The sequence below is a fragment of the Pseudomonas sp. B21-056 genome, assembly GCF_026016325.1.
Taxonomy (GTDB): domain Bacteria; phylum Pseudomonadota; class Gammaproteobacteria; order Pseudomonadales; family Pseudomonadaceae; genus Aquipseudomonas.
In genome coordinates this window covers 3,076,783-3,103,097 of sequence record NZ_CP087203.1, presented here as the reverse complement: position 1 = coordinate 3,103,097, position 26,315 = coordinate 3,076,783, and the positions used below count along the sequence as shown (strand labels likewise).

Here is a 26,315-nt window from a genome sequence, read left to right as displayed (position 1 = left end):
CAGGGCTTTTTCGTGTCTGGCGTTCGGAAAACAGCTGTCGACTTCAGTGCTGGATTACTGCACATCGCAACCCCGGCCCCCACTCAAAGGAAAGAACAGTGACCAGCAAAACCATCGGCTCCCTCGTTGCGGCAATCCTGGGCATCGCCCTGCTCTGCGTATTCTTTGGCAGTTGGTACACGGTCGACGAAACCGAACGCGGCGTACTGCTGCGCAACGGCGCGCTGGTCGGAGTCGTGGAACCGGGATTGTCGTTCAAGACGCCCTTCATCGAGTCCGTGCGCCTGATCAGCGTACAAAGCCAGGTCACGTCCTATGACGACCTCCAGGCCTACAGCAAGGATCAACAGTCCGCCGAGCTCAAGGTGTCCGTGTCCTGGCACATTGCGCCAGCGGACGTGGCCAAGGTCTACAGCCAGTTCAAGGATATCGAAGGCATCCGCGACCGGATGATCAGCCGGCAGGTGCCGACCCAGGTAGAAAACGTGTTCGGCAGGTTCAATGCCGTGGCCGCCGTGCAGAACCGCGTCCAACTGGTCAACGATATCTCGAGCGCGATCAAATCCACCATCACCGGCCCGGTGATCATCGACAGCGTCCAGGTCGAGAACATCGATTTCAGTGACGCCTACGAGAAGGCGATCGAAGCGCGCATGGCGGCGGAAGTCCAGGTCAAGACCCGTGAACAACAGCTCGCCACCGAGCAGGTCCAGGCGCAGATCCGCGTGACCCAGGCCCAGGCGGAAGCCGACTCGCAGATCGCCCAGGCGAAGGCGGATGCGCTGGCCACCGAATTGCGCGGCAAGGCCGAAGCCGAGGCGATCAAGGCTCGGGCCCAGGCCCTGGCCAGCAACCAGAACCTGGTGGAACTGACCAAGGCCGAGCGCTGGAACGGGGTATTGCCGACCACCGTACTGCCCAATAGCACCCTGCCCTTCATCGACACCAAGTAATCCTGCGGCGCGGCCAGCCCTGGCCGCGCCTGCTTCCCCAGCGTCTCGAGCCATTCCCGCAGGGAACATCGCTCCATCCGTTAGCGCTACACTGGCCTGAGTGACGAACCCGCAGTCAACGTTAGCAGGGAGCTCAACGTGTCCCCAGGCAAAAACAGGCCAGCGCGCCAGCCAATCCACTGCATACAGCCTCAGCCTGTCGTTTCATCCCCTGAAAACCTCGCCCGCCCCGGGAACCCAGCGACTCCGTCGATCAACATCCCGGACAGGAGAACAGCGTGACCACGATTATCCAAAAATATAAGTGGCCTGCCTTGTTGGCTGTCGCACTGGCCGTTTTCTCGGCCTTGATATTCTTCCTGATCAAGTCCTATACCTACGACACCACGACCTACTTCGAGTCCCGTGATTTCATCCGGCAACTCAAGCAGTCCGACGCCAACTGGAACGTCAAGATTCTGAGGAAGAAGATCGGCGTCAATAACAATCTGTCCCTGGCCCCACCGTCGGAAGCGAGCAGTCGATGGGAACAACTGGAGCGTCTCAACAACGCCGGTCCCTTGGCCGCCCTTTGGAACTCCCGGCGCCAGGGTTATGTCGATGCGGTCAAGAACAAGACCCTGCTGGTGGAAGAGTTTGAACAGCACAATGCAAAGTTGCGTACGGCCCTGGATGCGTTGCCAACGGCCGAAGATGACATCCAGGCGTTGCTCAAGACGTTGGAAATCGGCAATGCAACAGAGCGCCTGACGGCGGCTTCCAATGTCCTTGAGCTGACATTGACGACACAGGAGTACGCTGCTTACGTCACGTCAGACAAAGCCAGGGAAGTAGATCGTCAACTCATCGGACTGGAAAGCTACATCCATCAACTGCCCGCCTCCTATCAACCTCCCCTTATCAAACTGACGCAGCACGTGCGGTCCATCATCGAGGAACAACCGATCGTCAATGATCTGCTTGACCGCATCAACGTCATTCCGGTGGCCCAGGAGCTGGACAACATCAATGAACTGTTGAACGAGACACAGCGCCGGACCGCCGCCACAGACCGCCAATACCATATCTACCTGGCCGTGTGCGCCAGCCTCATGGCGCTGCTGATGATCTACCTGGCCGTGCGACTGGTGCGCAGCAATGCCGTCATCAACCTGATCAACCACGCGTTGCAGTCGTCCAATGAACGGCTGGAGGAGCGGGTCGAGGAACGTACCCGCGAATTGATGGAGGCCGAGCGCGAACTGGTGGACGCGGCGCGAATGGCGGGCATGGCCGAGATTGCTACCAACGTCCTGCACAACGTCGGTAACGTGCTCAACAGCGTGAATATTTCCGCAGAACTGGTCACCCGTAAATTGAAAAACAGCAGGACATTGGGACTCGGAAAAGCGGTAACGATGATGAATGAACACGCCGAGGACCTGGGCCAGTTCATCACCCTCGATGAAAAGGGCAAGTTGCTTCCCCGCTACTTCAACGAGCTGGTCGACTCCATCGCTACCGAGCAAGCATTGCTGATTGATGAACTGGCGCAATTGACCAAGAGCGTCGACCACATCAAGGAAATTGTCACCACCCAACAATCCTATGCCGGGGCGGCCCGCCTGATCGAACCGCTCAATGTCAGCGACCTGTTCGAAGATGCGTTGCGCATGAACTCCGGTGCACTGAGCCGGCACCATGTCACTGTCATCAAGGACTATCAGGACGCGCCCATGATCATGGGCGATAAACACAGGTTGCTGCTGGTCCTGATCAACCTGATCAGCAATGCCAAATTCGCGATGTCCCATGTTTCCGAACCACGGGAGATGACCTTGGGCATACGGATCGTCGACCGCACAACGTTATGTCTCAGCGTCAAGGATCGTGGTGAAGGCATCGCCCCGGATAACCTGGCCCGCATCTTCAACCACGGGTTCACGACCCGTAAGGATGGTCATGGGTTCGGTTTGCACAGCTGTGCCTTGGCGGCGGTCGAGATGAGTGGTCGCCTCCATGTGCACAGCGATGGGCCTGGGCAAGGCGCCCTCTTCACGCTGGAGATTCCGTTGGAATTGGCGCGTCCTTGAAAAGCTTGGTGCAGGGCAAGCAATGGGTGGTGAATGTGTCGACGCCATCGCGAGCAGGCTCGCTCCCACAGGGGATTGGTGGTGATCGCGGATATTGGGTTCAAACCAGGCGATGTGGGAGCGAGCTTGCTCGCGATGACGGCGGCACACTCAGCATCGATGCAAGCTGCCCCACCGCCTTCGCGAGCAAGCTCGCTCCCACAAGGATTTCCCAGGGTTCACAGGCTCAGCGCCGTTACTTGACGTTCGCCTCCCGCACCTCACGGTTTCTCCTGGCCGGCAACGCCGCAGCGTAAGCCAGCGCTTCTTCACGCGAGGCGAAGGATCCCAACCGGTCAGCCTGGGTACAGACCCTCCATGGGCCGCTGTTTACGCTGAGAACGTCATAACCGTTGATGTGCATTTTCGTCAGCATTGCAGTACTCATCGCCACCTCCTGCGGTATCAACCAGGGTTACATCGCCTACCTTACACTCAGTTGCACCGGGGTGCCGACCGAACGTCGCAACCTCCATCAGTGAGAATCCGAGTCCCAGAACCAGTCCCACAGGCCGGGCAGGCGCACCGGCTGGCCACTTTCCTGGACCGTACGCGCCATGGCGGCCCGTTCCAGCGCCTGGCGATCGTCATAGAACGGCTTGGCGTCGGTCCTCACGCCTGTGGCCCTGGCGCTGTCGAGCAGGATCTGCAGGTACTCCCGTGCGTGTCGAGCGGTATAGCGATTGAGGTCGTGGAACGTCACCACCACCGGAATCACGCCATCGACTGCCGGCAATTGCCCGGCAGCGATGCGCTCGCGCACTTCGGAGAGCTGGCGGGTCAGGTTGATCCGCCGGCGCGGACTGACAGTGATCCCCCAGATCTTGCCGTCATTGGCGCTCAGGTCGGTGAGCAGCACGTGCATGCCATGCCGCTGGTAGGCCGCGAATGTGCGTCGGTCATAACTCCAGAACGGCGGCCTTAACAGGATCGGCGCCGCACCGGTGATGGCGGCGATGTCGGCGCTACCATCGACCAGCGACTGTTCCAGCTCCTCGGGGCTCAGCAAGCGGTGATTGGTGTGCCAATGGGTGGCCGTATGAAAACCCAGGATGTGGCCTTCGCTTTGCTCACGGTGCATCACCGAACGGCCGATATCGCTGTCGCCCGCGCGCGAGGCGCGGGTCTGGACGAAGAACACCGCTTTGATCCCGGGCTGCACCGGGTTGTGGGCAAGGGCATCCAATACGTCAAGGCTCGGGTTCCAGAAGGACGATGCGCTGGGCCCATCATCGAACGTCAGCAGGAAACGGATCGGGGGCTGTTCACGCAAGCGTTGCTCGGTTTGCGCAGTCAATTCGATGGGTGACCCGATGCACCCCGACAAACCGCTGGCGAGGACTGCAATGACCAGCGCCCTGGCGATGTTTTTCATGTTCTGCCTTTATGTAGTACCGCACCGCGACGCCTCTGCTCCCTGGCACAAGATGTTGAAGCCCACCTTGGAGAAGGTTAACCGGGTTTGGTTCCTTGCAGTGAGTACTGCTTCGCCTCGCTTGATGTAGACCGGAACGGGGGCCTGGACGATCTATTTCGACCGTCTGGAAATCCGATTGAATTTTCCGAACGCCTCCGCATCCATCCGTATAGGACTAATTAGGGAGGATTTATGGGCGGGCCATCGCTTTACATCATCGACTACATGCTCCATGGCGAGCCCAAGTCATTCATCATTCGAGCCGAAGTGATGAATAACTCCGAAGCTTGGCATTGGGCCAGTTGCGACGCGGGTGTCGGGCGTATACCCAAATTCGGCAGGGAGAAGGTCAAGCGGGTTACCAAACCCCTTGCGGAAAAATACGGCATCACCGACGTGCGCTGGCGAACGAGCGTCGCACCCACGTGGATCAAGGAGTCCGGCTGATTCGATAACCTTTACTCATTCGGCGCGCCGGCTCACCAGCCGGGCGCCGGATTCTTCGGCAAACCGGCAATAACTCAACTACGCTTAAACGACAGTACGATCCGTCTCCGGCGGGCTTTGTGCTGCCTATCAACCCTGAATGGAGGTGTGACATGTCCGAAAAAGAGTCCATCACCACCCTGCTCACCCTGCTGGAATCACGCCAGGCTCGCCTGACAGCGGCCTGCAAGGAAATCGCCGACTGGGTCGACCACAATGGCGGGCATCCGACCGCCATGCGCATCCGGGATCGCCTGAACGACATCGATAAAGACGTTCCGTCGATCCAGCACGCGCTGTCATCCCTCAAGCCCGCTGAGCGACCATTACCCAAATTCCGCTAGCACCTGGCCCGGAAGAACAAACGACCGGTGCTCGCGCTACCCCTTGCTGTGCTCCGGCGACGACGGGCCTTCCTTGATCCCTCGCGGCCCGGCCACGCCCCAGATGATCAAGCCCAGCACTGGCAGGATGATCAACAGCAGGGCCCAGCCCGCCTTGGTCCCAGCCGACTTGTCGCTGCGAAACACACTGACGATCACCCACAGGTCCACGAGCAACAGCAGCACTGCGACGGCGATCCAGAAATAACTGGCTAATTCAGACATGGCCCAATCCTCTTGACGGTCTATGGATTAGGCACAGGCACTCCGGGTCCGTTCAAAGAATATGCTGTCGGCAGGCCTATGAACCCTCGTTCAGATAACCGACCCATTGCTCATAGGCTTCATGCTGACGCCGCACAGCCTCATCCCAGGCCGCCCCGGTCATCTGATGGGCACAGATGAGCGTCATCATGTCCGATGTCGCCGCGTCGAGTTCCATCAGGAGCTCATGGGATTTGACTTTGAAATCTTCAACAGTCGTCATCTTTCCTCTCTCCCCACTGCCCGGGGTCGGCCGTCCACCCAACATGGATACCTTTTTTCGGATCTGATTCATTTTTGGCGATGGCCGGTCATGGATGCAGCCGGCACCAGGAATGCCAGCCAGAGGGGAATCAAGACACAAAATGAAGTTCAGTCTTTCCCATCGCGCTGCGGTCGGATGGGTATGAGCCGAGAATCCTGCTTGAGATTACCGATGACGTCAGGCTCGAATATTTCAGTTATATTTCATTTTAATGACAGTCACTGAACGAGCATGCCCATGAAAATCCGAGCGACCGTCATCTGCGAGGAAAATCGCCACATCTTGCTGGTGCGCAAACCCAACAGCCGTTGGGCCTTGCCGGGCGGTACCGTCGAACGCGGCGAAAGCCATGCCGACGCCGCGCTCAGGGAGCTCGCAGAAGAAACCGGATTGGGCGCCGAACACCTGCTGTACCTGATGCGCATCAGCGATGGCGACACCCTGCATCATGTATTCGAGGCTTCCGTCAGCGACACTGGGGCGGCCAGGCCACAGAACGAAATCAGCGATTGTCTCTGGTATCCGCTGGACACCATTGCGCAATTGCAGATGAAGAAAGGTACGCGGGAGATACTTGAGGCGTTCAGGCGGCGGTTGTGAGGCCACGGCACAGCTCGGTAGACTGATGCGCAAACAAAAAGGGTTGCATGAGATATCTCATGCAACCCTTTGTTTTATATGGTGCCCGAAGCCGGAATCGAACCGGCACGCCCTTACGAGCGGGGGATTTTAAGTCCCATGCGTCTACCAGTTTCGCCATTCGGGCGGTAGCGCGATCAAGCCTCGTGGAGTGGCGGATCTGAGGATCCGACAATGCCGAGGCTGTGCAGCAGAGGGACGAAATATATACATCCCTCCCCGACGAAGCAAGGTTGCCCATGTCCTTTTCAAGACAAAAGGCTTCATTGCTCCATAAAGTAAAAAGCTCTGTAAATCATAGATCTACAGAGCTTTTTAATAGTGGAGGCCGAAGTCGGAATCGAACCGGCGTAGGTGGATTTGCAATCCACTGCATAACCATTTTGCTATTCGGCCTCAAGACGCCTGATGCAATGAAGCCACATCAACCGTGTACCAACCTGATCGGAAGATAATTGCTTACTAAGCGCTATCTCCTTGAAAACATTAGGATTTTTTACGTCCCAATGCGTTCGATGGGCGCAATTATGTACTCATTTGCCAAAGCTGACAACCCCTTGATTTCAAAAAAAAATCGGTCGACGGCGGCCTCCCTGCTCGTCTCGTAAAGACTGGGCTGTGGGCTTGCTTCTGCCGGCTTGATGGCAATCCTCGAAAGACCTCCGGCATCGCCACGGGCTGCGGAGTCTTCATGCCGGAGTCGCGGCCCAGAGCCATTATGGGTAACATACCGGCCTTCCCCGCAGCCCTTCTGCGACCTGCCAAATAAGCCTTTTCCATGCCTTTTGAACTCAGCGTTGACCTCACCACCCTCGCCATTCTGACCGTTGTCGCGTTCCTGGCCGGTTTCATCGATGCCATTGCCGGGGGCGGCGGACTGCTGACCACTCCGGCGCTACTGACCGCCGGCCTGCCGCCGCACCTGGTGCTGGGGACCAACAAGCTCAGCGCGACCTTCGGTTCGGCTACGGCCAGTTTCACCTTCTACAAGCGCAAGCTGTTCGATCCGAGGCAGTGGACCCACGCATTGGTCGGCACGCTGGTGGGCGCCTTGAGCGGCGCCGTCGTCGCGCATTACCTGCCTGCCGAATGGCTGAACAAGATGCTGCCGGTGATCGTCTTTGCCTGTGGCCTGTACCTGTTGTTTGGCGGCACGCCCAAGGCGCCGCTGGACAGCGACGCACCGATCAAGAAGAAATGGCAATCGCCCCAGGGGTTTGCCCTGGGTTTCTATGACGGCGTGGCCGGTCCCGGCACGGGGGCGTTCTGGACCGTCAGCAGCCTGCTGCTCTACCCCATCGACCTGGTCAAGGCCAGCGGCGTGGCCCGCAGCATGAACTTCGTCAGCAACATTGCGGCGCTGGTGGTGTTCATGCTCTCGGGGCAAGTCGACTGGATCATCGGCCTGTGCATGGGCGTGTCGGTGATGATCGGCGCGTTCTTCGGGGCTCGCACCGCCATCAGCGGCGGCGCGAAGTTCATCCGGCCGGTGTTCATCACCGTGGTGTTGGGCCTGACCGTACGCCTAGCCTGGCAGCACTGGTTCAACGTGGCCTAAGCGCCGCGCCACGTAGAGATCGATCAGGTAGCGTGCGATGGAGCGCGAGGCCGGCAACGGTGGCAGGTCGTGGATGCTGAACCACTGGGCGTCCTCGATTTCATCTTCCTGGCACACGATGTCGCCACTGGCGTACTCGGCGTGGAAACCCAGCATCATCGAATGGGGGAACGGCCAGCACTGGCTGCCCATGTACTGGATGTTCTTCACCTCGATGCTGACTTCTTCGCGCACTTCGCGTATCAGGCAATCCTCGGCCGACTCGCCCGGCTCGGCAAACCCGGCCAGGGTGCTGTAGACCCCGGCGACGAAGCGCGGTGAACGGGCCAGCAGGACCTCATCGCCGCGGGTGATCAGCACGATCATGCTCGGTGAAAGCCGCGGGTAGTGCCGCAGGTCGCACACATCGCAATACATCGCCCGCTCCAGCGGAATCTGGCCCATGCGCTTGCCGCAACTTCCACAGAAGCGGTGCTCACGGGCCCAGGTGCCGATCTGCGCCGCATAGCCCAGCACCTTGAACAGCGTGTGATCGTCCTCGAGCATGAAGGCCCGCAGGCCTTTCCAGTTGCAGCCAGCAATCTCCTGTGAACTGTGCAGTTCCAGCAGGTAGACCGGCTCGCCATCCAGGTGGCCGATGCCATGTTCGGCGAGGACCGACAGGTCCTGGCGCTTGAGCCATTCGCGGGGAAACAGCGCGCCGTTGTCATCGAACAGGAAGCCTTCCGGGCTGCGGGCCACGGCCCAGCCGCCAGGAAGATCGGTATCGAGTACTGCGGTGGTCCAGCGTGAAATCATGGTCAGTCAATCCAGAAATTCGGGTTTCTGTTTGCTCATATGGGCGGCCATGGCCACGCGCAAATCGGTCGATTGCAACATGGCGGCGTTCCAGGTGGCGACGTATTCCAGCCCGTCGTCGATGCGGTGGTCGCGCATGTAGCTGATCATTTCCTTGGTGCCGGTGATGGCGATCGGCGACTTGGCGGCGATATCCCGGGCAATGCCCATCACGCCGTCGAGCAGGCTGGCGGTATCACTGTAGACGCGATTGACCAGGCCGATGCTCCGCGCTTCGTCGGCACCGAATGTGCGCCCCGTATAAGCGAGTTCACGCAGCATGCCGTCACCGATGATCCGGGGCAAGCGTTGCAATGTGCCAACATCGGCGGCCATGCCGATATCGATTTCCTTGATGGAGAACTGGGCATCCTCAGCGGCGTAGCGCATGTCGCAGGCGCTGATCAGGTCGATGGCACCGCCCAGGCAATAGCCCTGGATCGCTGCGAGTACCGGTTTGCGGCAGTTGTCCACGGCGTTGAACGAGGCTTGCAGTTGCAGGATCTTGCGCCGTAGCAGGCGTGCGTTGCGGCCGACGTCCTTGCCCAGCTCATTGGCCACACCGGCCAGCATCATCAGGTCGATGCCTGAGGAAAAATGCTTGCCGGCACCGCTCAGCACCACGACCCGCACTTCGTCGGTATCGTCGATCCACTGGAATATCTCGACGATCTCGCTCCAGAACGCAGCGTTCATCGCATTGATCTTGTCCGGGCGATTGATCTGCACATGGGCGATGTTGTCTGCAAGTTCAACGTTGAACGCTTGGTATTGCGACATGGCAGTGATCCTTTACCGGCTGAAAAGAGGCTTGAACTATAACAAGCGATTGCGACGGGTCGTAGGCAGTGCATCGGCCAAAAGCAGGACCTGGCAGTCATACAGGCAAGGATTAAGATAGATGTATCTGTGGCGAGGGGATTTATCCCCGTTGGGTCGCAAAGCGGCCCCAAAAGTAATTCAGTCGACACAAAATCGGGATGACTGAAAAGAGGGCCGCTTCGCAGCCCAGCGGGGCGGTGCGACGTTTCGCTAAATCCCCTCGCCACAAAAGCTCTTCCAGCGATTTATTCATTCGCCTCCATCTGCCCATCCCATCCCCCACCCAACGCTGCAATCAACTGCACGCTGGCGATCAACCGGCTCTGCTGCAGGCTCAACACGCTGCGCTCGTTGCTCAGGGCGGTGGCCTGGACGGTCACCACGTCGAGGTAGGCAATCAGCCCGGCCTTGTACTGGTTCTGGGTCAGGCGCAAGGATTCGCGCGCGGCGTCGAGGGCTTCCTGGCGCACGCGGGCTTCGTCTTCCAGCACCTTGAGCTGGATCATGTAGTTTTCCACCTCGCGGAACCCGTCGAGCACGGTCTGGCGATAGGTGGCGACGGTCTGGTCGTAGGCCGCGACGCTGCGGTCGACTTCCGCTGAACGCTGGCCGCCGTCGAATAGCGTCATGGCCAGTTGCGGCCCCACCGACCAGAAGCGATTCGGCACGCTGATCCAGTTGTCGTAGGTACTGCTGCTGTAGCCGCCACTCAGGCTCAGGGTCAGGTCCGGGTAATAAGCCGCCTTGGCCACGCCGATATTGGCGTTGGCGGCCATCACCGAGCGCTCCGCCGAGGCGATGTCCGGCCGGCGTTCGAGCAACTGCGACGGCAGCGCCACCGGGATCTGCGGCAATGACGGGATGTCCTGGGTTTCCGCCAGGTTGAACTCAGCCGGGGGCAAGCCCATCAGCACGGCGATGGCGTTTTCGAACTGGGCCCGTTGCCAGATCAGGTCGATCAGGTCGCCCTGGGTGGTCTTGAGCTGGTTTTGCGCCTGGGCCACTGCGTCCTTGCCGGACACCCCGGCGCGATACTGGTTTTCGGTCATCTTCAGCGAACGCTGATAGTTCTCCAGGGTGGCCTGCAGCAGACGTTTCTGTTGGTCGATCACGCGCAATTGCAGGTAATTCTGCACCAGCTCCGATTGCTGGCTCAGGCGCATGGCGGCCAGGTCGGCGAAACTGGCCTGGGCACTGGCTTCATTGGCCTCCAGGGTGCGCCGCAGCTTGCCCCAGACGTCAGCTTCCCAACTGACGCCGGCCTGGGCGCTGTAGGTGTCGCGGATACCGCTGGCCGAACTGCTCAGGCTTGAACTGCTGCTGCCGGTGCCCTGGCTGGAGCGGTTCTTGCCGACGGTCAGGTCCACCGAGGGGAAGAATGCGCCCCGGGCACTGCGCGCCAAGGCCTGGGCCTGACGGTACTGGGCTTCGGCCTGGGCCACGGTCTGGTTGGAGGTGTTGAGCTTTTCCACCAGGCCATTGAGCTGCGCGTCCCCGTACAGCTCCCACCAGGCACCACGGGCCAGGGCGTCGCTGGGATTGGCCTGGCGCCAGCCCTGGGCCTCCTTGTACTGCGCCGGTGCGGTGGCCTGCGGACGTTGGTAATCCGGGCCGATGGCACAGGCGCTGAGCATCGCCACGCACAGCGCCAGGCTCAGCGCCCGCGAGCCACGGGCAGTCGCCAGCGGCGCGACTAGATTGAAGAACGAACGGTCGGTCATAGCGGAGTTTCCAGGGCAGCATCAGTGCGCACGCCGCGCCAGCGGTTGAAGCGATGGCGCAGCTTGTCGAGATAGAGGTAAACCACCGGCGTGGTGTAAAGCGTCAGGACCTGGCTGAACACCAGCCCGCCGATGATGGTCAGGCCCAGCGGCTGGCGCATCTCCGAACCTTCGGCGCCGCCGATCAACAGGGGCACGGCACCGAGGATGGCCGCCAGGGTGGTCATCAGGATCGGCCGCAAACGCAACAGGCAGGCGCTGCGGATCGATTCCAGCGGAGCCTGCCCACTGCGTTCCAACTGCAACGCCAGGTCGATCATCAGGATCGCGTTTTTCTTCACCACGCCAATCAGCAGAAACAGCCCCAGCAGGGAAATCAAGCTGAACTCCCCGCCCAGCACGTAGATCGACAGCAACGCACCGACCCCGGCCGATGGCAAGGTGGAGAGGATGGTCAGCGGGTGAATGTAGCTTTCGTACAGCACACCCAGTACCAGGTACACCGCCAGCAGCGCCCCGAGAATCATGAACGGCTGGCTCTTCTGGGTCGCCGCGAAGGCATCGGCGGTGCCGGCCATTTTCACGATCACATCCTCGGGCATGCCGAGCTTGGCAATGGCCCGCTCGATGGCCGCAGTGCCCTGCTCCACCGTCACCCCTTCGGCCATGTCGAAGGAAATGCTCTCGGAAGCGAACTGACCTTCATGGCTGACCCGATCGTCCTCCAGGCTGTTCTCGTAATGAGCGATGGTCGACAACGGCACCCGCGCGCCGTTGGCGGTGATCACCTGCACCTGCTCCAGGGTGTTCGGGTCCCGGGCGTATTTGGGATTGACCTCCATCACCACCTGATACTGGTTCAGGCTGTCGTAGATGGTCGAGATCTGGCGCTGGCTGTAGGCGTTGTTCAGCACGGCGGTGACCATGTTCATGTCGATGCCCAGGCGCTTGGCCTGGTCGCGGTCCACCACCAGCGTTACCTGCTGTGCCCCGCCGCCGTCCCGGGCATCGATGGCGGTCAGCTCCGGCAAGGCCCTGAAGGCGGCCACGAGCTTGGGGTACCACTCGCGCAGGGACGCCAGGTCGGCGCTTTGCAGGATGTAGGAATATTGCGAGGTGGTCTGCTCGCGGCCGCCGCCGAACTGCAGGTCCTGGTCGGCCATCAGCATCAGTTGGGCGCCGGGCACCTTGGGCATTTCCTTGCGCAAGCGCTCGATGACTTTCTGCGCGGAAATGGACCGCTCCTTGATCGGCTTGAGGCGCACCAGCATGAACGCATTGTTGGTGCCGTTGTTGCCGCCGATGAAGCCCGCCACGCTCTGCACTGCGTCATCCTTGAGCACGGCACGGCGAAAGATCTCCATCTTCGGCTGCATCACGTTGAACGACAGACCATCGTCGCCGCGCACGAAACCGATCAACTGGCCGGTGTCCTGCTGCGGCATGAAGGTTTTCGGCACCACCACATACAGGGCGACGTTGACCCCAATGGTCACCAGCAGGCTCAGCAAGGTCAGGCGTCGATGACGCAATACCCAGTCCAGGCTGCTGGCATAACCGCAGACCATCCACTCGTTGAGACGCCGGCTCTCACGCTGCAAACGGTTTTCCTGTCCGGGTACATGGGGCTTGAGCCAGCGCGAGCAGAGCATCGGCGTAAGCGTCAGGGACACCACCAGCGAGACCACGATGGCCGCCGCCAGGGTGATGGAAAACTCGCGAAACAGGCTCTCGATGATGCCGCCCATGAACAGGATCGACAGGAACACCGCCACCAGCGAGGCGTTCATCGACAACAAGGTGAAGCCCACCTCCCTGGCGCCGAGGTATGCGGCCTTCATCGGCGGGACACCTTCGTCGATGTGCCGGGAAATGTTCTCCAGCACGACGATCGCGTCGTCCACCACCAAGCCGGTGGCGAGGATCAACGCCATCAACGACAGGTTGTTCAGGGAGAAACCGTAGAGGTACATCACCGCGAACGTGCCCACCAGCGACACCGGCACCGCCAGGGTCGGAATCAGCGAGGCGCGGAAATTGCCGAGGAACAGGAACACCACCAGCACCACCAGGGCCACGGCGATCAGCAGGGTCATTTCCGCTTCGTGCAGGGTGGCCTTGATCACCGGGGAACGGTCCATGGCCAGGTTCAGCTTGACGCTGGCCGGCAGCACCGCCTGCAACGCCGGCAGTTGCGCCTTGATTTCGTTGACTGTCTCGATGATGTTGGCGCCGGCCTGGCGGTTGATCACCAGCAGCACGGCGGCATCGTTGTTGAAGAAACCACTGTTGTAGCGGTCCTCGACACTGTCGGCGACCTTCGCCACGTCCTTGAGGCGCAGCACCGAGCCGTCCTGGTAACGGATGATCAGGGTTTCGTAGTCCTTGGCCTTCTCCAACTGGTCGTTGGCCTGGACCTGCCACATCCGCCGGTCGTCCTCGACCGACCCCTTGGGTCGACGCACGTTGCTGTTGGCGATCGCCGTGCGCACGTCATCCAGCGCCACGCCGTACTGGTTGAGCAACTGTGGTTCCAGTTCGACGCGGACCGCCGGCAGTGAACTGCCGCCGATCTGCACTTCGCCGACACCGGACACCTGGGACAGGCTCTGGGACAGGATGGTGGAGGCCAGGTCGTAGAGCTGGCCTTTTTCCAGTACGTCCGAGGTCAGCGACAGCACCATGATCGGTGCCTGGGACGGGTTGACCTTCTTGTAGGTCGGCATACTGCGCATGCCGCTGGGCAGCAGGTTGCGCGAGGCATTGATGGCCGCCTGCACTTCCCGCGCCGCGCCGTTGATGTCGCGGTCCAGGTCGAACTGCAGGATCACCCGGGTCGAGCCCTGGCTGGAGCGACTGCTCATGGTATTGACCCCGGCGATGGCGCCGAAGGATCGCTCCAGAGGCGTCGCCACCGTCGAAGCCATCACCTCCGGGCTGGCCCCGGGCAGGTTGGCCTGGACCACGATCACCGGGAAATCCATCTGCGGCAACGGCGAAACCGGCAACAGGCCGAAGCACACACCGCCGAGCAGCATGATCGCGAAGCTCAGCAGCATAGTGGCGACGGGGCGCTTGATGAATGGGCCGGAGAGGTTCATGGGGGGCAACTCCAAGCGGTTAGCTTCAAGCTGCAAGCGCTTTTGTGGCGAGGGGATTTATCCCCGTTTGAGTGCGTAGCGCTCACAAAACAGTCTGCTGCGCAGCCTGACGGGGCGGTGCGACGTTTCGCTAAATCCCCTCGCCACAAAAAGCGGCCCTGCGCCGGGCCCACGGAGGGGGCAGCTTTGCGGCCCCTCATGCCCGCACCTCTTTCCCATCAGCCTTGGCAAACCGCCGCCCGAGGCGATCGAAATACAGGTAGATCACCGGCGTGGTAAACAGCGTCAGCACCTGGCTCACCAACAACCCGCCCACCATCACCAGCCCCAGGGGCTGGCGCAGTTCCGCGCCGGAGCCGGTGGCGAGCATCAGCGGTACCGCGCCGAACAGGGCCGCCAGGGTGGTCATCAGGATCGGCCGGAAGCGCAGCAAGGCGGCTTGATAGATCGCCGTCTGCGGATCGACACCCTGGTTGCGCTCGGCGTCGAGGGCGAAGTCGATCATCATGATCGCGTTCTTCTTGACGATGCCGATCAGCAGGATGATGCCGATGATCGCGATCATGCCCAGGTCGTTGCCGCTGAGGATCAACGCCAGCAAGGCGCCGATGGCCGCCGATGGCAAGGTCGAGAGGATCGTGATCGGGTGGATGTAACTCTCGTACAACACGCCCAGCACGATGTACATGGTCACCACCGCCGCCAGGATCAGCAGCAAGGTGCTCGACAACGAAGCCTGGAACGCCTGGGCCGCGCCCTGGAACTCGGTCTGCACGCCCACCGGCATGCCGATATCGCGCTGGACCTTCTCGATCACATCCACGGCATGCCCGAGGGCCACGCCCGGTGCGAGGTTGAACGACATCATCACCGCCGGGAACTGGCCGATGTGGGCAATCGCCAATTGGGCCTGACGCTCCTCGACCCGGGCCAGGCTCGACAAGCGCACCTGTCCGCCGTCGGTGGTCTTGACGTGAATCTGATCCAGGGCCTGGGGGCCGATCTTTTCCCCGGACTGGGCTTGCAACACCACACGGTACTGGCTGGCCTGGGTGTAGATGGTGGAAATCTGCCGCTGGCCAAAGGCGTCATACAGCGCATCGGTGATGTTCGACACCGACACGCCCAGGCGCGAAGCCGCGTCGCGGTCGATCACCAGGTAGACCTGCAGGCCCTTGTCCTGCAAGTCGCTGGCGACGTCGGTCAGTTCCGGCTGACGGGCCAGGGCTTCCACCAGGCGACCGCTCCACAGGGTGAGCAATTCAGCGTCCGGCGAGGACAGGCTGAACTGGTACTGGGTACGGCTGACCCGATCCTCGATGGTCAGGTCCTGCACCGGCTGCATGAACAGGCGAATGCCCACCAATCGATCCAGTTGCGGTTGCAAGCGGGCAATGATCGCGCTGGCGCTATCATCCCGCTCGCTGTGGGGCTTGAGGTTGATCAACAGGCGCCCGCTGTTGAGCGTAGCGTTGTCGCCGTCCACGCCAATGTACGAAGACAGACTCTCCACGGCCGGGTCGGCGAGGATCACCTTGGCCAGTTCTTGCTGGCGTTCGCTCATGGCGGCGAAGGAAATCGACTGCGGCGCTTCGGAAATGCCCTGGATCACCCCGGTGTCCTGTACCGGGAAGAACCCCTTGGGCACGGCCAGGTACAGCACCACCGTGAGCACCAGGCTGCCCACCGCCACCAGCAGGGTCAGCGGCTGATGCTTGAGCACCCATTGCAGCTTGCGACCATAGGCGGCGATCAGCCAGTCGATCCACGCCCCGCTGGCACGGTAGAAGCGCCCCTGTTCATCCGCCTTGGGCTCACGCTTGAGCAGGCGCGCGCACATCATCGGCGTCAGGGTCAGGGAAACCACCAGGGAAATCAGGATCGCCACCGCAAGCGTGATGGCGAACTCACGGAACAACCGCCCCACTACGTCAGCCATGAACAACAGCGGGATCAATACGGCAATCAGCGACAGCGTCAGGGACACCAGGGTGAAGCCGATCTGCTTGGCGCCCTTGAGCGCGGCCTGCAACGGGCTGTCGCCCTCCTCTATGTAGCGGGCGATGTTCTCCAGCATGACGATGGCATCGTCCACCACAAAACCGGTGGCGATGGTCAGGGCCATCAACGTCAGGTTGTTGATGGAGAACCCCGCCAGGTACATCACACCGAACGTACCGATCAGTGACAGCGGCACGGCCACCGAGGGGATGATGGTAGCGCTGACACGGCGCAGGAACAGGAACGTCACCATGACCACCAGGGCAATGGCGATCAGCAATTCATGCTGCACGTCGGTGACCGAGGCGCGGATGGTCTGGGTGCGGTCGGTGAGCACGGTAACGTCCAGGCCGGCCGGCAGGTTGTCGGTGATGCTCGGCAGCAGCGCCTTGATCCGGTCCACCACCTCGATGACGTTGGCTCCCGGCTGGCGCTGGATGTTCAACAGCACGGCCTGGTTTTCGTTGGCCCAGGCAGCCAGGCGCTCGTTCTCGGCGCCGTCGACGATCTGCGCGACGTCCTTGAGCCGTAACGGTGCGCCGTTGGCGTAGGCCAGGATCAGCTCGGCGTAGTCCTTGGGCGAGGTCAACTGATCGTTGGCATCGAGCATCGACACCCGGGTCGCCCCGTCGAAGTTGCCCTTGGGCTGGTTGACGTTGGACGCGCCGATCAGGGTGCGCACGTCCGCCAGGTTGAGGCCGCTGGCCGCCAGGGCTTCGGGGTTGACCTTGATCCGCACCGCCTGGCGCTGGCCGCCGGCGATGGTGACCATGCCGACCCCGCTGATCTGGGCAATCTTCTGCGCCATGCGGGTGTCCACCAGATCGTTGAGCTTGGGCAGCAGCATGGTCTTGGAGGTGATCGCCAAGGTCAGCACCGGGGTGTCGGCCGGGTTGACCTTGTTGTACACCGGCGGCGCCGGCAGATCGCTCGGCAACAGGTTGGTGGCCGCGTTGATCGCCGCCTGCACCTGCTGCTCGGCGACATCCATGTTGATTTCGAGGTTGAAGCGCAGGGTAATCACCGAGGCGCCACCGGAGCTGGTGGACGCCATCTGCGTCAGGCCCGGCATCTGCCCGAACTGCCGCTCCAGGGGCGCGGTCACGGCGCTGGTCATCACATCGGGGCTCGCGCCGGGGTACAGGGTCATGACACGGATAGTCGGGTAATCGACCTGGGGCAATGCCGACACCGGCAGCAACCGGTAGGCGATCAGGCCGGCCAGGACAATGGCCAGCATGCTCAGCGTGGTCGCTACCGGGCGAAGGATGAACAGCCGCGAGAGGTTCATGCGCCGCCCTTTTTCGCCTTGTCGGCCACGGCCGGTTCAGCCGGCGCCGCGGCGGACTTGCCCTGCAGGTGTTCGGTCGGCGTGGTGGGCACGTCCTGGCTGTCGTTGACCACCTCCACTTCGCTGCCTTCCTTCAGGCGGTCGGTGCCTTCGAGCACCACCCGGTCGCCGACGGCCAGGCCTTCGGTGACCACGGTGTTTTCACCGTCACTGGCACCGACCTTGAGCTTCTTGATGGTGACCTTCTTGTCGCCCTCCAGGGCATAGACGAAGGTGCCGTTGGTGCCGAACTGAATGGCGGCGGTCGGTGCCAGGACCACGCCCTTGAGCGTGTCGGCCAACAGATGCACGTTGACGAACTGATTGGGAAACAGCGACTGCTCGCGGTTATCGTAGCGGGCCTTGAATTTCAGGGTGCCGGTGGTGATATCGATCTGGTTGTCCAGGCTTTGCAGCACACCGCTGGCCTGGAGCTTCACATCGCCACGGTCCCAGGCTTCGACGGGCAGCTTCGCGCCGCTGCGGTAGCGGGCGAGTACCGTGTCGAGGTTGTTTTCCGGCAGGGTGAACACGACGTTGATGGGCTGGGTCTGGGTAATGACCGCCAGGGCCGTGGTGTCATTGGCCGCCACCAGGTTGCCGATGTCCAGTTGCCGTAGGCCGACACGTCCGGAGATCGGCGCACGGATCTTGGTGAATTCAAGGTTGAGCCTGGCGTCGTTGACCGCCGCCTGGTTGGTCTTGACCGTGCCCTGATACTGCCCCACCAGCGCGGCAGCGGTGTCGAGGGTCTGCTTGGCGATGCTGTCCTCGGCATACAGGCCGCGATAACGCTCAAGGTCGACCTGGGCGTTCTTCAACTGGGCCTGGTTCTGCAGCAAGGTGCCCTCGGCCTGCAGCAAGGCGTTCTGGTAGGGCCGCGGGTCGATCTCGGCCAGCAGGTCCCCGGTCTTCACCATCTGCCCTTCTTCGAAGGCAATCTTGACCAGCTCACCACCCACCCGGCTGCGCACGTTGATGGTGTTGAGCGCGGTGACCGTGCCCAGCGCCTTGTAATACAACGGGAAATCCCCGGTGACGGCCGGTGCCACCCGCACCGGGATCGGCCCCGTCGCGCCGCCAAACCCGGGCCGCATGCCGCCCGAACGCCCCATGTGCCCAGCGGCGGCTTTCTGCCCGGTGGTGGACTTGTGATCCGCACCGGCCGGCCAGAACTTCCAGGCCAGCACCGCGACGACCAATACGATGAACAGGCTGAACAGCCAGCGACGGGAATTGCGGGGAGCAGAGGATTGCATGGAGTGATCAACCATTGGGCGCGTGGGCATCTTTTATGGAAGGCTGAACGATAAGCACTGGCGGGTATTTAGCAAAGCGCCTTTACCGGCAATTTACCTTGGGCTTACGTATCGCGTTGCAGGCTAAGCGTTTGAACTACAAATGAAAACGGCCTGGACAGGGCCAGGCCGTTAACAATTGTAATAAATACGCTGTTCAGGGCACTTATTTCAGTACAGCAAGTGCAGCGTCGTAGTTCGGCTCTTCGGCGATTTCCTTGACCAGTTCGCTGTGCAGCACCTTGTCGTTTTCGTCCAGCACGACCACGGCACGGGCGGTCAGACCCTTCAGCGGGCCATCAGCGATGGCCACGCCGTAGTTCTGGATGAACTCGGCGCCGCGCAGGGTGGACAGGTTCTGAACATTTTCCAGGCCTTCGGCACCGCAGAAACGCGCCTGGGCGAACGGCAGGTCGGCGGAGATGCACAGCACGACAGTGTTGTTCAGCTCGTTGGCCTGGGCATTGAATTTACGCACGGAAGTGGCGCAGGTCGGGGTGTCGACGCTTGGAAAGATGTTCAGCACCTTGCGCTTGCCGGCGAAATCCTTCAGGGAAACGTCCGACAGATTGCCGGCAACCAGGGAAAAGGCTGGCGCCGTGGAACCGGCTTGCGGCAACTGCCCATTGACTTGAACCGGGTTGCCTTTGAGGGTGACTTGAGCCATGAACGGTTTCCTTCTGACGTGTTTGAAAAAGGTCGAGGCCGGAGTTAACCATGAAATGCCGCCGCGACCTATGGCTGGACATAAAAAGTCATGGCTCGGAGGCCGCTACTTGCCCTTGAGTTTCAGGAACGACTGGTGCAGGTCCGCCGCCCAGTCATCGATGACGCCTTTGACATCATCAGGTTTCATCACCTGGGACTCGTTGGACAATGGCTTGCCCATGCCCTTGCGCACTACCTGGGCGATCACCGCGTTGGTGCCACCGTCGAGGAACACCGCCTCGGTGCCCAGCGTGGTTTCCTGGTCGCGAATACCGCTGGCAGTACTGACGGCGGCCGCCACCAGCGCAATCGGCACCACCTCATAAGGCTTCAACCCCTCGGTCTTGCTGCCAACGGCGGTGATGGCCGCACGCATCACCAGTACGCCCGGCCCCGGAGCGCTCGCCAGCGGCAAGGACTTGCCCGCCTCGCGCCTGAGCGCCTGGTCGTAATACGCGGTGATGCCGGACAAGGTGGCCTGGGGAATTTTCACCGTCGGCTGCGGCTTGGGATAAAACTGCGTCGGCTCGATATAGATCTGGGTGTACCTGCCCGGCTCGAGCTTCGGATCGACCCAACGCATCACCTCGGCCCCCGAGGGCGATTTTTCTTCCTTGAGCCGGCTGTAATCCCCCAGGAACCCGGAGTACTCATCGGGCTGAGTGACTTTGCTGGAGCACCCCGCCAAGGCGAGCGAGACGATGCATGCGGTGCCGATCATTGACGCGAGTTTCATGCTGCCACTCCTGTAAGCCACACGAGACGGGCCGGGACTACAGGTATAGCCAATGGACAATTTCTTGCCCACTCCAACATGAAAGTAACCTGCCCGATAGAAGGGAAGCCGCCTCTTCGTCGGTTGGGAACATCCTGAAAATGTGATGAGCGGCGGGTTTTATGTCCATCACCTGTCAGACCTGACAGTAGTCAATGCCGCCTCAGAGAGGTTTGATAAAACCCATCGCTGAGACGAGACGGTTCGTGATAACGGGAGCACATGACATGACCAGCCAGAACACCGACAACGAGCTCCTGGACATCGAACGGGTCCATATTCCGGGAATGATACCGGTTGAGCATCCCGCGAATCCGCACGGCGGCCTACCGCTCAACCTCCTCACCGGTGGCCTCCTTCCAATCGTGATTGATCCTTGGACGGAACAACACGCGAACGATAATGCCCGCATCCTGCTGGGTGACTCCGACATCCCCGTCTTGAACAAGACCATTCAACCAGGTGAAGAAAACGACCCCTTCACTCTCCACCTGCCAGGCGACCTGCTGAGCAATGGCATCAACAAGATTCGCCTGAGTGTGCTGCGTATCGGTCAAACGGTGCCCCAGACATCGCTGCCATTGGTCGTGCTGTTTCATCGGCCACGTCCTGGCGGCGAAGTTTCCGGTCCCGGTGATAACCCGAACCTGACCCTGACCCTGCCCGCAGATGTCATCGCCAACGGCGTGGACGCGGCAATGGCCGCCCAGGGGGTATTACTGAAAATAAGCTACCCCTACATGCGCGAGAAAGACGTCATCACCCTGGATCGCGACAGCCAGGAAACACTGCGCACCGTAACAGCCTTCGAGGCCAGCAACGGCAACGTGGAAATGATCCTGAGGACAGCGGACTTCTGGCAGGACAATCCCAGGTTCGCCTTGCGGTACAGAGTGACCGATCTGCTGGGCAATATCAGCGGCCCGCAAGCCATATGGTCACGGACCACCTATATCGACGTGCATGTGCGCCAACCGGCACTGGACCTGAGGAAGCCCAAGGTACTGGAAGCCAGGGAGCTGAACGGCGAGCGGCTGAACTTCGAGAACGATTTCTACTACGCCGACTTCGCCACCGTCGAAGTCAGCTATACCGGCTCTGCCCAAGGGCAACAGGTCAAGGTCTACTGGATCGGACGTAATTCGACTTGGGGCAGCGAAATCCAGACCGTCACCCAGGCCGGACAGACCCTGAGGTTCCTGGTTCCCAGGAACGAAGTGGTCGATTGCATCGGCACCGGAGCAGCGGTCGGGTATACCGTCAGGCTGCCAGGCACCGCTACGGATATACCCTCACCGAACTTGAACATCACTGTCACTGCGCAAAAACACCGGTTGCCGGAGCCGACGCTCGATGCCAGCAAGACCAATCTGCGGGTTTACCACCCGCTGTTTTCCACGCCCCATAGCGCAAGAATGGCGCTGTTCGGCGTGACTACCCGCTATGGCGAGGAAATCCCCATCATGCCGAACGTCAGCCAGACCGATCTGCGGGTGGATCCCGCCTGGATCAGGGAGAACCAGGGACGTCTTATCATGATCAATTGGACCCTCAGAGAAACCGGAGCCGGCACGCCACTGATTTTTTCCTGGTTTCTGAGGCTGATTGCCTGACCCCGCCGTTTAACCCAGCGTTCGACTGAACTGCAACTCACACCGCAGGAGCACTCATCATGCTTAAATTCATAAGCATGCTGTTCGTTACATTGATTGTCGGCTGTGTAGCGGTGACGACAACGCCGCCTGATGTCATCACCGTCAGGGGCGCCCAGGTACTCGACGGCCCCGGCACCGCCGACTTCCTGAACACCCTTTACAATCGAGAGTTTCCCAACTGCAACGGTTCCGACTCTCAACCGGCCTTTCTCTGTGCGGGGGTGACCCTCAGAGTAACGGTAAAAGATCCCGAGGAGGTCTACAAAGTCTGGGATCCCAGCCCAGCTTCAATAACAAATGGTGGTGTGTCTTTTTCCTATCTGCGGGCAGATGCCAATTTCGGCAGGCTGGCATGGGGTCACGGCAACGGCTATATCCTGTACCCCATCTTCGGCGCACCGGCTGACAAGATTGACCTGGACTATTTGTGCTCATATCCAATGGATGGATGGACCTGGTACCGAACGCCACCATGCGGTCCATCCTGGGACTATCCCGCCTATAGCAGACTTTGCCACATCGCTGGGGTGACCACTGCTGCGCAATGGCTGGGTGTATGGACACTCCCCGGGGGGAACCCGAACCTTCGCCAATGCGGATTCGACGTCGCTGATGAGCGCAACCATCTGGCCGGCCCCGCGTTCCACAACTCATTGTTGGCCAAGGCCTTGGTGGGCCCTTCCGGATTCAACGAACACAACGAAATCGTCATCAAAACCTGGACGCCGGGACGTCCCAATACGTTCCCCCTCATGGCTTTCTTCTTCATTGCGGGAGGCGACAATGCGGGATTGGCCGAGGCCCAGTACAACCAGCGCGACTTCTATAACTCGACCAATCCGAAGATCGTGGTACCGATCATTCGCTTGACCCCCGCCAACAGCGCCAGCGCAAAGGCAACCTTCACTTATAACGCGGCAGATCAGGTGGTGACACCCTGAAGGCCCCGGTACCATGACACCTGACGCCAAGATGAGCGTTACAGTTGATGTTCCTCTGGCATCCGCCCCTGAACAATTGGAGACTCCAGGCAGGCCTGCCCGTCGACCCAGGCCATTGCCCGAGGACATCCAATGCGCACCATCGGCCTTATCGGCGGCATGAGCTGGGAATCCAGCGCCGAATACTATCGCTTGATCAACCAGCAGGTACGGGACCGGCTCGGGCCGTTGCGCTCGGCGCAGCTGCTGATGCACAGCGTCGACTTCGGCCCGGTGGAGCAGGCTCAGCACGCCGGGCGTTGGGACGACGCCGCCGCGATCCTGGTGGATGCCGCACAACGCCTTCAAGCCGGCGGTGCAGAGTGTGTGGTGCTGTGTACCAACACCATGCACAAGGTGGCGGCGCAGATCCAGTCGGCCATCTCGATTCCATTCCTGCACATTGCCGACCCCACCGGCCAGGCCGCCCTCGAAGCGGACACCCTGACGGTCGGCCTGTTGGGGACCGCGTTCACCATGGAGCAGGATTTCCTCAAGGAGCGGCTCAGTGCCCAAGGGCTGAGCGTCCTGGTACCCGAAGCAGAAGAGCGCCAGGCGGTGCATCGCATCATCTATGACGAACTCTGCGTGGGCGTGATCAACCCCGCGTCGCGCCAGGCCTACCAGCAGGTCATCGAGTCCCTGGCCCGCCGCGGTGCCCAGGCGATCATCCTGGGTTGCACGGAAATCGGCCTGCTGATCAAACCCGAACACAGCCCCCTGCCCCTGCTGGACACCACCCACCTGCACGCACGGGCGGCAGTGGCGTTTGCCTTGGGGGACTAGCGGAGAATCATTCTCCGAGACAGTGAATGTCCAGACGCCATCGCGAGCAGGCTCGCTCCCACACTTTGCTCGGGCGTTCACAGGTTCGATGTACGCCGCAAGTCCCCTGTGGGAGCGAGCCTGCTCGCGATAGCGTTGGGTCAGCTTGCGATGATGTTGACTGTGCCACCGTATTCGCGGGCAAGCCCGCTCCCACACTTGATCTGCGCCAGGCCGGATGGCCGCACCAGTCCCAACCTCTCAGTGCCCCCCCGATCAACCATCAATCACGTGCCAACGCATTGATCGGGTCTAGCCGCGCCGCGTTGCGGGCAGGTACGAAGCCGAACAGGATGCCGATGAGTGTCGAGCAGACGACCGCGGTGATGATCGACCCCATCGAAAACACCATCTGCCATTCCTTGACGAAGATCGAAAAGACGTAGCCGATGCTGAACGACAAGCCGATGCCGATCATGCCCCCCAGCAGGCAGACCATCACCGCTTCCACCAGGAACTGCTGGCGGATATCGGACTGACGGGCGCCGACAGCCATGCGAATACCGATCTCACGGGTTCGCTCGGTCACCGAGACCAGCATGATGTTCATCACACCAATCCCCCCCACCACCAGCGAAATGATCGCAATGAGCGAGAGCAGCAACGCCAGCGACTGGCTGGTCTTCTGCACCGTCTGCATCACGCTGTCGAGGTTGTAGGTGAAGAAGTCCTTGATGCCGTGGCGCTGCTCAAGCAGCTTGACCACGTTGTCTTCCACCAGCTTGCTCGGCTGGCCGTCCTTGATCCGGACCGTGATGCTGTCCAGGAAGCGCTGGCCCAGCAAGCGTCCCGCCGCCGTTTCATAGGGCATCCAGATGTTCAGGTTCTTGCTGGTGTTGAAGACGCTCTTGCGGTCCTCGGTGACGCCGATGACGGTGCAAGGCAGGTTGTCGACAAGAATCACCTTGCCCAGCGGGTCCGTGTGCGAGCCGAACAGTCGCTGGCTGGTGTTATGGTCGATCACCACCACTTGCGACTGCCGGCGAGAGTCGTCCTTGTTGAAGGCCACGCCCGAGCCGATCTTGATCCCGCGAACCTGGAAGTAACTCTCGCTCACACCATTGACGGTCGCGTTGACGTCGATGTTCTGGTAACGCAGCAGCAGGTTGCGCCCCAGGTTGGGGGTGGCGCTGTCGATGTAATACAGGTCGCTCAGGGCCGTGACGTCGGAGAGCACCAGGGTTTCGATCGCCGTCGAGCGGCTGTCGCCCCAGTCGGCCCCGGGCATGATCTCGATGGTATTGCTGCCGATCGCCTCGATGTCCTTCAGGACGTACTGCTTGACCCCTTCGCCGATGGCCACGATCGATACTACCGACGTGATGCCGATGATGATCCCCAGCATCGTCAGCAGCGTTCGCATCCGGTGCGAGATCAACGCCACCCACGCCATGTTGAACGCTTCGCTGAACAACCCGAAGCTGGCGAGCAGCCGGTTCGACGGCTTGACCTTGGCTGGCGGAGTGCCTTGTGGCGGCTGGTCTTCCATTGACCGCTGTGGATTGGCCCGGTCGCTGACGATCTCGCCGTCGCGGATCTCGATGATGCGCTGAGCGTAGGCCGCGACTTTCTCATCGTGGGTCACGATGATCACCGTGTGCCCCGCCGCGTTGAGTTCCAGCAGGATCTTCATCACCTCCTTGCCGCTGGCGGTGTCCAGCGCACCGGTGGGTTCGTCGGCGAGGATGATCTCGCCCCCGTTCATCAAGGCCCGGGCGATACTCACCCGCTGTTGCTGCCCGCCGGAAAGCTGGCTGGGTCGATTGCCCAGGTGCCCGGTCAGCCCCAGGCGGCCCAGCAACTCCCCGGCACGGTTGTGCCGGTGCGACTCGGCGGTACCGGCATAGATGGCCGGCATCTCGACGTTATGCAAGGCACTCAGGTGCGGCAGCAGGTGATAGCGCTGAAAGATGAAACCGAAGTGGTCGCGACGCAGTTCCGCCAGCTCATGATCGTCCATCGAGCCGGTTTCGCGCCCATCCACTTTGTAGCTGCCGGAACTCGGATGGTCGAGGCAGCCGAGCACATTCATCAGGGTGGATTTGCCGGAGCCGGACGCCCCCGTGATCGCCACGATTTCCCCGGCGTTGATCGTCAGGTTGATGTTCTTGAGCGCGATGAACGCCTTTTCACCCGCTTGAAAGCTGCGGGTGATCCCCTCGAGTTCCAACAGTGGTCGCGTCATG

Annotated in this window: 22 protein-coding genes and 2 tRNA genes; 9 read left to right on the top strand and 15 right to left on the bottom strand. The window is 61.0% G+C overall.

Annotated features, from left to right (window positions below; genetic code table 11):
- Positions 1-98: 98 nt before the first annotated feature.
- Positions 99-953: an SPFH domain-containing protein gene (locus LOY67_RS13155; protein WP_265067582.1), complete on the top strand. Its 855-nt coding sequence runs from the start codon at positions 99-101 to the stop codon at positions 951-953.
- Between the two features lie 278 nt (positions 954-1,231).
- Entirely contained in the window at positions 1,232-3,025 is a 1,794-nt protein-coding gene (locus LOY67_RS13150; RefSeq protein WP_265067581.1) for a HAMP domain-containing histidine kinase, read from the top strand.
- A 235-nt stretch (positions 3,026-3,260) separates the two neighbouring features.
- On the opposite strand, the gene LOY67_RS13145 is transcribed toward LOY67_RS13150, so the two are convergent.
- Both LOY67_RS13145 and LOY67_RS13140 read right to left on the bottom strand, forming a co-directional pair.
- Entirely contained in the window at positions 3,261-3,452 is a 192-nt protein-coding gene (locus LOY67_RS13145; protein WP_265067580.1) for a DUF2188 domain-containing protein, read from the bottom strand.
- A gap of 87 nt (positions 3,453-3,539) precedes the next feature.
- Positions 3,540-4,439, bottom strand: coding sequence for a polysaccharide deacetylase family protein (locus tag LOY67_RS13140; protein ID WP_265067579.1), 900 nt, complete (start codon positions 4,437-4,439; stop codon positions 3,540-3,542).
- A 234-nt stretch (positions 4,440-4,673) separates the two neighbouring features.
- Here LOY67_RS13140 and LOY67_RS13135 point away from each other — a divergent pair, with 234 nt between their 5' ends.
- Together LOY67_RS13135 and LOY67_RS13130 are read left to right on the top strand one after the other, a co-directional pair.
- Positions 4,674-4,928: a DUF6555 family protein gene (locus LOY67_RS13135; protein WP_265067578.1), complete on the top strand. Its 255-nt coding sequence runs from the start codon at positions 4,674-4,676 to the stop codon at positions 4,926-4,928.
- A 152-nt stretch (positions 4,929-5,080) separates the two neighbouring features.
- Positions 5,081-5,311, top strand: a complete 231-nt coding sequence (locus tag LOY67_RS13130) for a hypothetical protein (RefSeq protein ID WP_265067577.1) — start codon at positions 5,081-5,083, stop codon at positions 5,309-5,311.
- A 36-nt stretch (positions 5,312-5,347) separates the two neighbouring features.
- On the opposite strand, the gene LOY67_RS13125 is transcribed toward LOY67_RS13130, so the two are convergent.
- Positions 5,348-5,575 carry a PLD nuclease N-terminal domain-containing protein gene (locus tag LOY67_RS13125; protein ID WP_265067576.1) on the bottom strand — a complete coding sequence of 76 codons (228 nt, stop codon included), beginning with the start codon at positions 5,573-5,575 and terminating at the stop codon, positions 5,348-5,350.
- Positions 5,576-5,651: 76 nt separating this feature from the next.
- The gene (locus LOY67_RS13120; protein ID WP_265067575.1) at positions 5,652-5,837 is read right to left on the bottom strand and encodes a hypothetical protein; all 186 of its coding nucleotides are present in this window, start codon (positions 5,835-5,837) and stop codon (positions 5,652-5,654) included.
- A 279-nt stretch (positions 5,838-6,116) separates the two neighbouring features.
- Here LOY67_RS13120 and LOY67_RS13115 point away from each other — a divergent pair, with 279 nt between their 5' ends.
- A complete protein-coding gene (locus tag LOY67_RS13115) occupies positions 6,117-6,479 on the top strand; it encodes an NUDIX hydrolase (RefSeq protein WP_265067574.1) in 363 nt (120 codons plus the stop codon).
- 79 nt (positions 6,480-6,558) lie between these two features.
- On the opposite strand, the gene LOY67_RS13110 is transcribed toward LOY67_RS13115, so the two are convergent.
- Positions 6,559-6,645: transfer RNA gene (locus tag LOY67_RS13110), tRNA-Leu, on the bottom strand.
- A 195-nt stretch (positions 6,646-6,840) separates the two neighbouring features.
- Positions 6,841-6,914 (bottom strand) — tRNA-Cys (locus LOY67_RS13105).
- 382 nt (positions 6,915-7,296) lie between these two features.
- On the opposite strand from LOY67_RS13105, the gene LOY67_RS13100 reads away from it, so the two are divergent.
- Positions 7,297-8,076: a TSUP family transporter gene (locus tag LOY67_RS13100; RefSeq protein WP_265067573.1), complete on the top strand. Its 780-nt coding sequence runs from the start codon at positions 7,297-7,299 to the stop codon at positions 8,074-8,076.
- Here the strand turns inward: LOY67_RS13100 and nudC are convergent.
- The 8 genes from nudC to LOY67_RS13060 all read right to left on the bottom strand — a co-directional run bounded on the left by nudC (position 8,044) and on the right by LOY67_RS13060 (position 20,630).
- Entirely contained in the window at positions 8,044-8,874 is an 831-nt protein-coding gene (gene nudC, locus LOY67_RS13095; RefSeq protein ID WP_265067572.1) for an NAD(+) diphosphatase, read from the bottom strand. The genes LOY67_RS13100 and nudC overlap by 33 nt on opposite strands.
- 6 nt (positions 8,875-8,880) lie before the next feature.
- On the bottom strand, positions 8,881-9,693 hold the full coding sequence (locus LOY67_RS13090; protein WP_265067571.1) for a crotonase/enoyl-CoA hydratase family protein: 813 nt from the start codon (positions 9,691-9,693) through the stop codon (positions 8,881-8,883).
- Positions 9,694-9,980: 287 nt separating this feature from the next.
- The gene (locus tag LOY67_RS13085; protein WP_265067570.1) at positions 9,981-11,456 is read right to left on the bottom strand and encodes an efflux transporter outer membrane subunit; all 1,476 of its coding nucleotides are present in this window, start codon (positions 11,454-11,456) and stop codon (positions 9,981-9,983) included.
- The gene (locus LOY67_RS13080; RefSeq protein ID WP_265067569.1) at positions 11,453-14,557 is read right to left on the bottom strand and encodes an efflux RND transporter permease subunit; all 3,105 of its coding nucleotides are present in this window, start codon (positions 14,555-14,557) and stop codon (positions 11,453-11,455) included. Before LOY67_RS13080 ends, LOY67_RS13085 begins: the two co-directional genes overlap by 4 nt.
- Before the next feature lie 196 nt (positions 14,558-14,753).
- On the bottom strand, positions 14,754-17,849 hold the full coding sequence (locus tag LOY67_RS13075; protein ID WP_265067568.1) for an MdtB/MuxB family multidrug efflux RND transporter permease subunit: 3,096 nt from the start codon (positions 17,847-17,849) through the stop codon (positions 14,754-14,756).
- Complete coding sequence (locus tag LOY67_RS13070; RefSeq protein WP_265067567.1) at positions 17,846-19,162, bottom strand: MdtA/MuxA family multidrug efflux RND transporter periplasmic adaptor subunit; 1,317 nt, start codon at positions 19,160-19,162, stop codon at positions 17,846-17,848. Before LOY67_RS13070 ends, LOY67_RS13075 begins: the two co-directional genes overlap by 4 nt.
- Positions 19,163-19,352: 190 nt before the next feature.
- Positions 19,353-19,853, bottom strand: coding sequence for a thiol peroxidase (gene tpx, locus LOY67_RS13065; protein ID WP_265067566.1), 501 nt, complete (start codon positions 19,851-19,853; stop codon positions 19,353-19,355).
- Positions 19,854-19,958: 105 nt separating this feature from the next.
- Complete coding sequence (locus LOY67_RS13060) at positions 19,959-20,630, bottom strand: DUF3313 domain-containing protein (RefSeq protein WP_265067565.1); 672 nt, start codon at positions 20,628-20,630, stop codon at positions 19,959-19,961.
- 266 nt (positions 20,631-20,896) lie between these two features.
- Here LOY67_RS13060 and LOY67_RS13055 point away from each other — a divergent pair, with 266 nt between their 5' ends.
- The 3 genes from LOY67_RS13055 (at position 20,897) to LOY67_RS13045 (ending at position 24,090) form a co-directional block, all read left to right on the top strand.
- On the top strand, positions 20,897-22,282 hold the full coding sequence (locus tag LOY67_RS13055) for a hypothetical protein (RefSeq protein WP_265067564.1): 1,386 nt from the start codon (positions 20,897-20,899) through the stop codon (positions 22,280-22,282).
- A 59-nt stretch (positions 22,283-22,341) separates the two neighbouring features.
- Positions 22,342-23,265 carry a halovibrin HvnC gene (locus tag LOY67_RS13050; RefSeq protein ID WP_265067563.1) on the top strand — a complete coding sequence of 308 codons (924 nt, stop codon included), beginning with the start codon at positions 22,342-22,344 and terminating at the stop codon, positions 23,263-23,265.
- A gap of 132 nt (positions 23,266-23,397) precedes the next feature.
- Positions 23,398-24,090 (top strand): aspartate/glutamate racemase family protein, encoded by a 693-nt coding sequence (locus LOY67_RS13045; protein WP_265067562.1) that lies wholly within the window; start codon positions 23,398-23,400, stop codon positions 24,088-24,090.
- Positions 24,091-24,352: 262 nt separating this feature from the next.
- Here the strand turns inward: LOY67_RS13045 and LOY67_RS13040 are convergent, their stop codons facing one another.
- Complete coding sequence (locus LOY67_RS13040) at positions 24,353-26,314, bottom strand: MacB family efflux pump subunit (RefSeq protein ID WP_265067561.1); 1,962 nt, start codon at positions 26,312-26,314, stop codon at positions 24,353-24,355.
- Position 26,315: the final 1 nt, after the last annotated feature.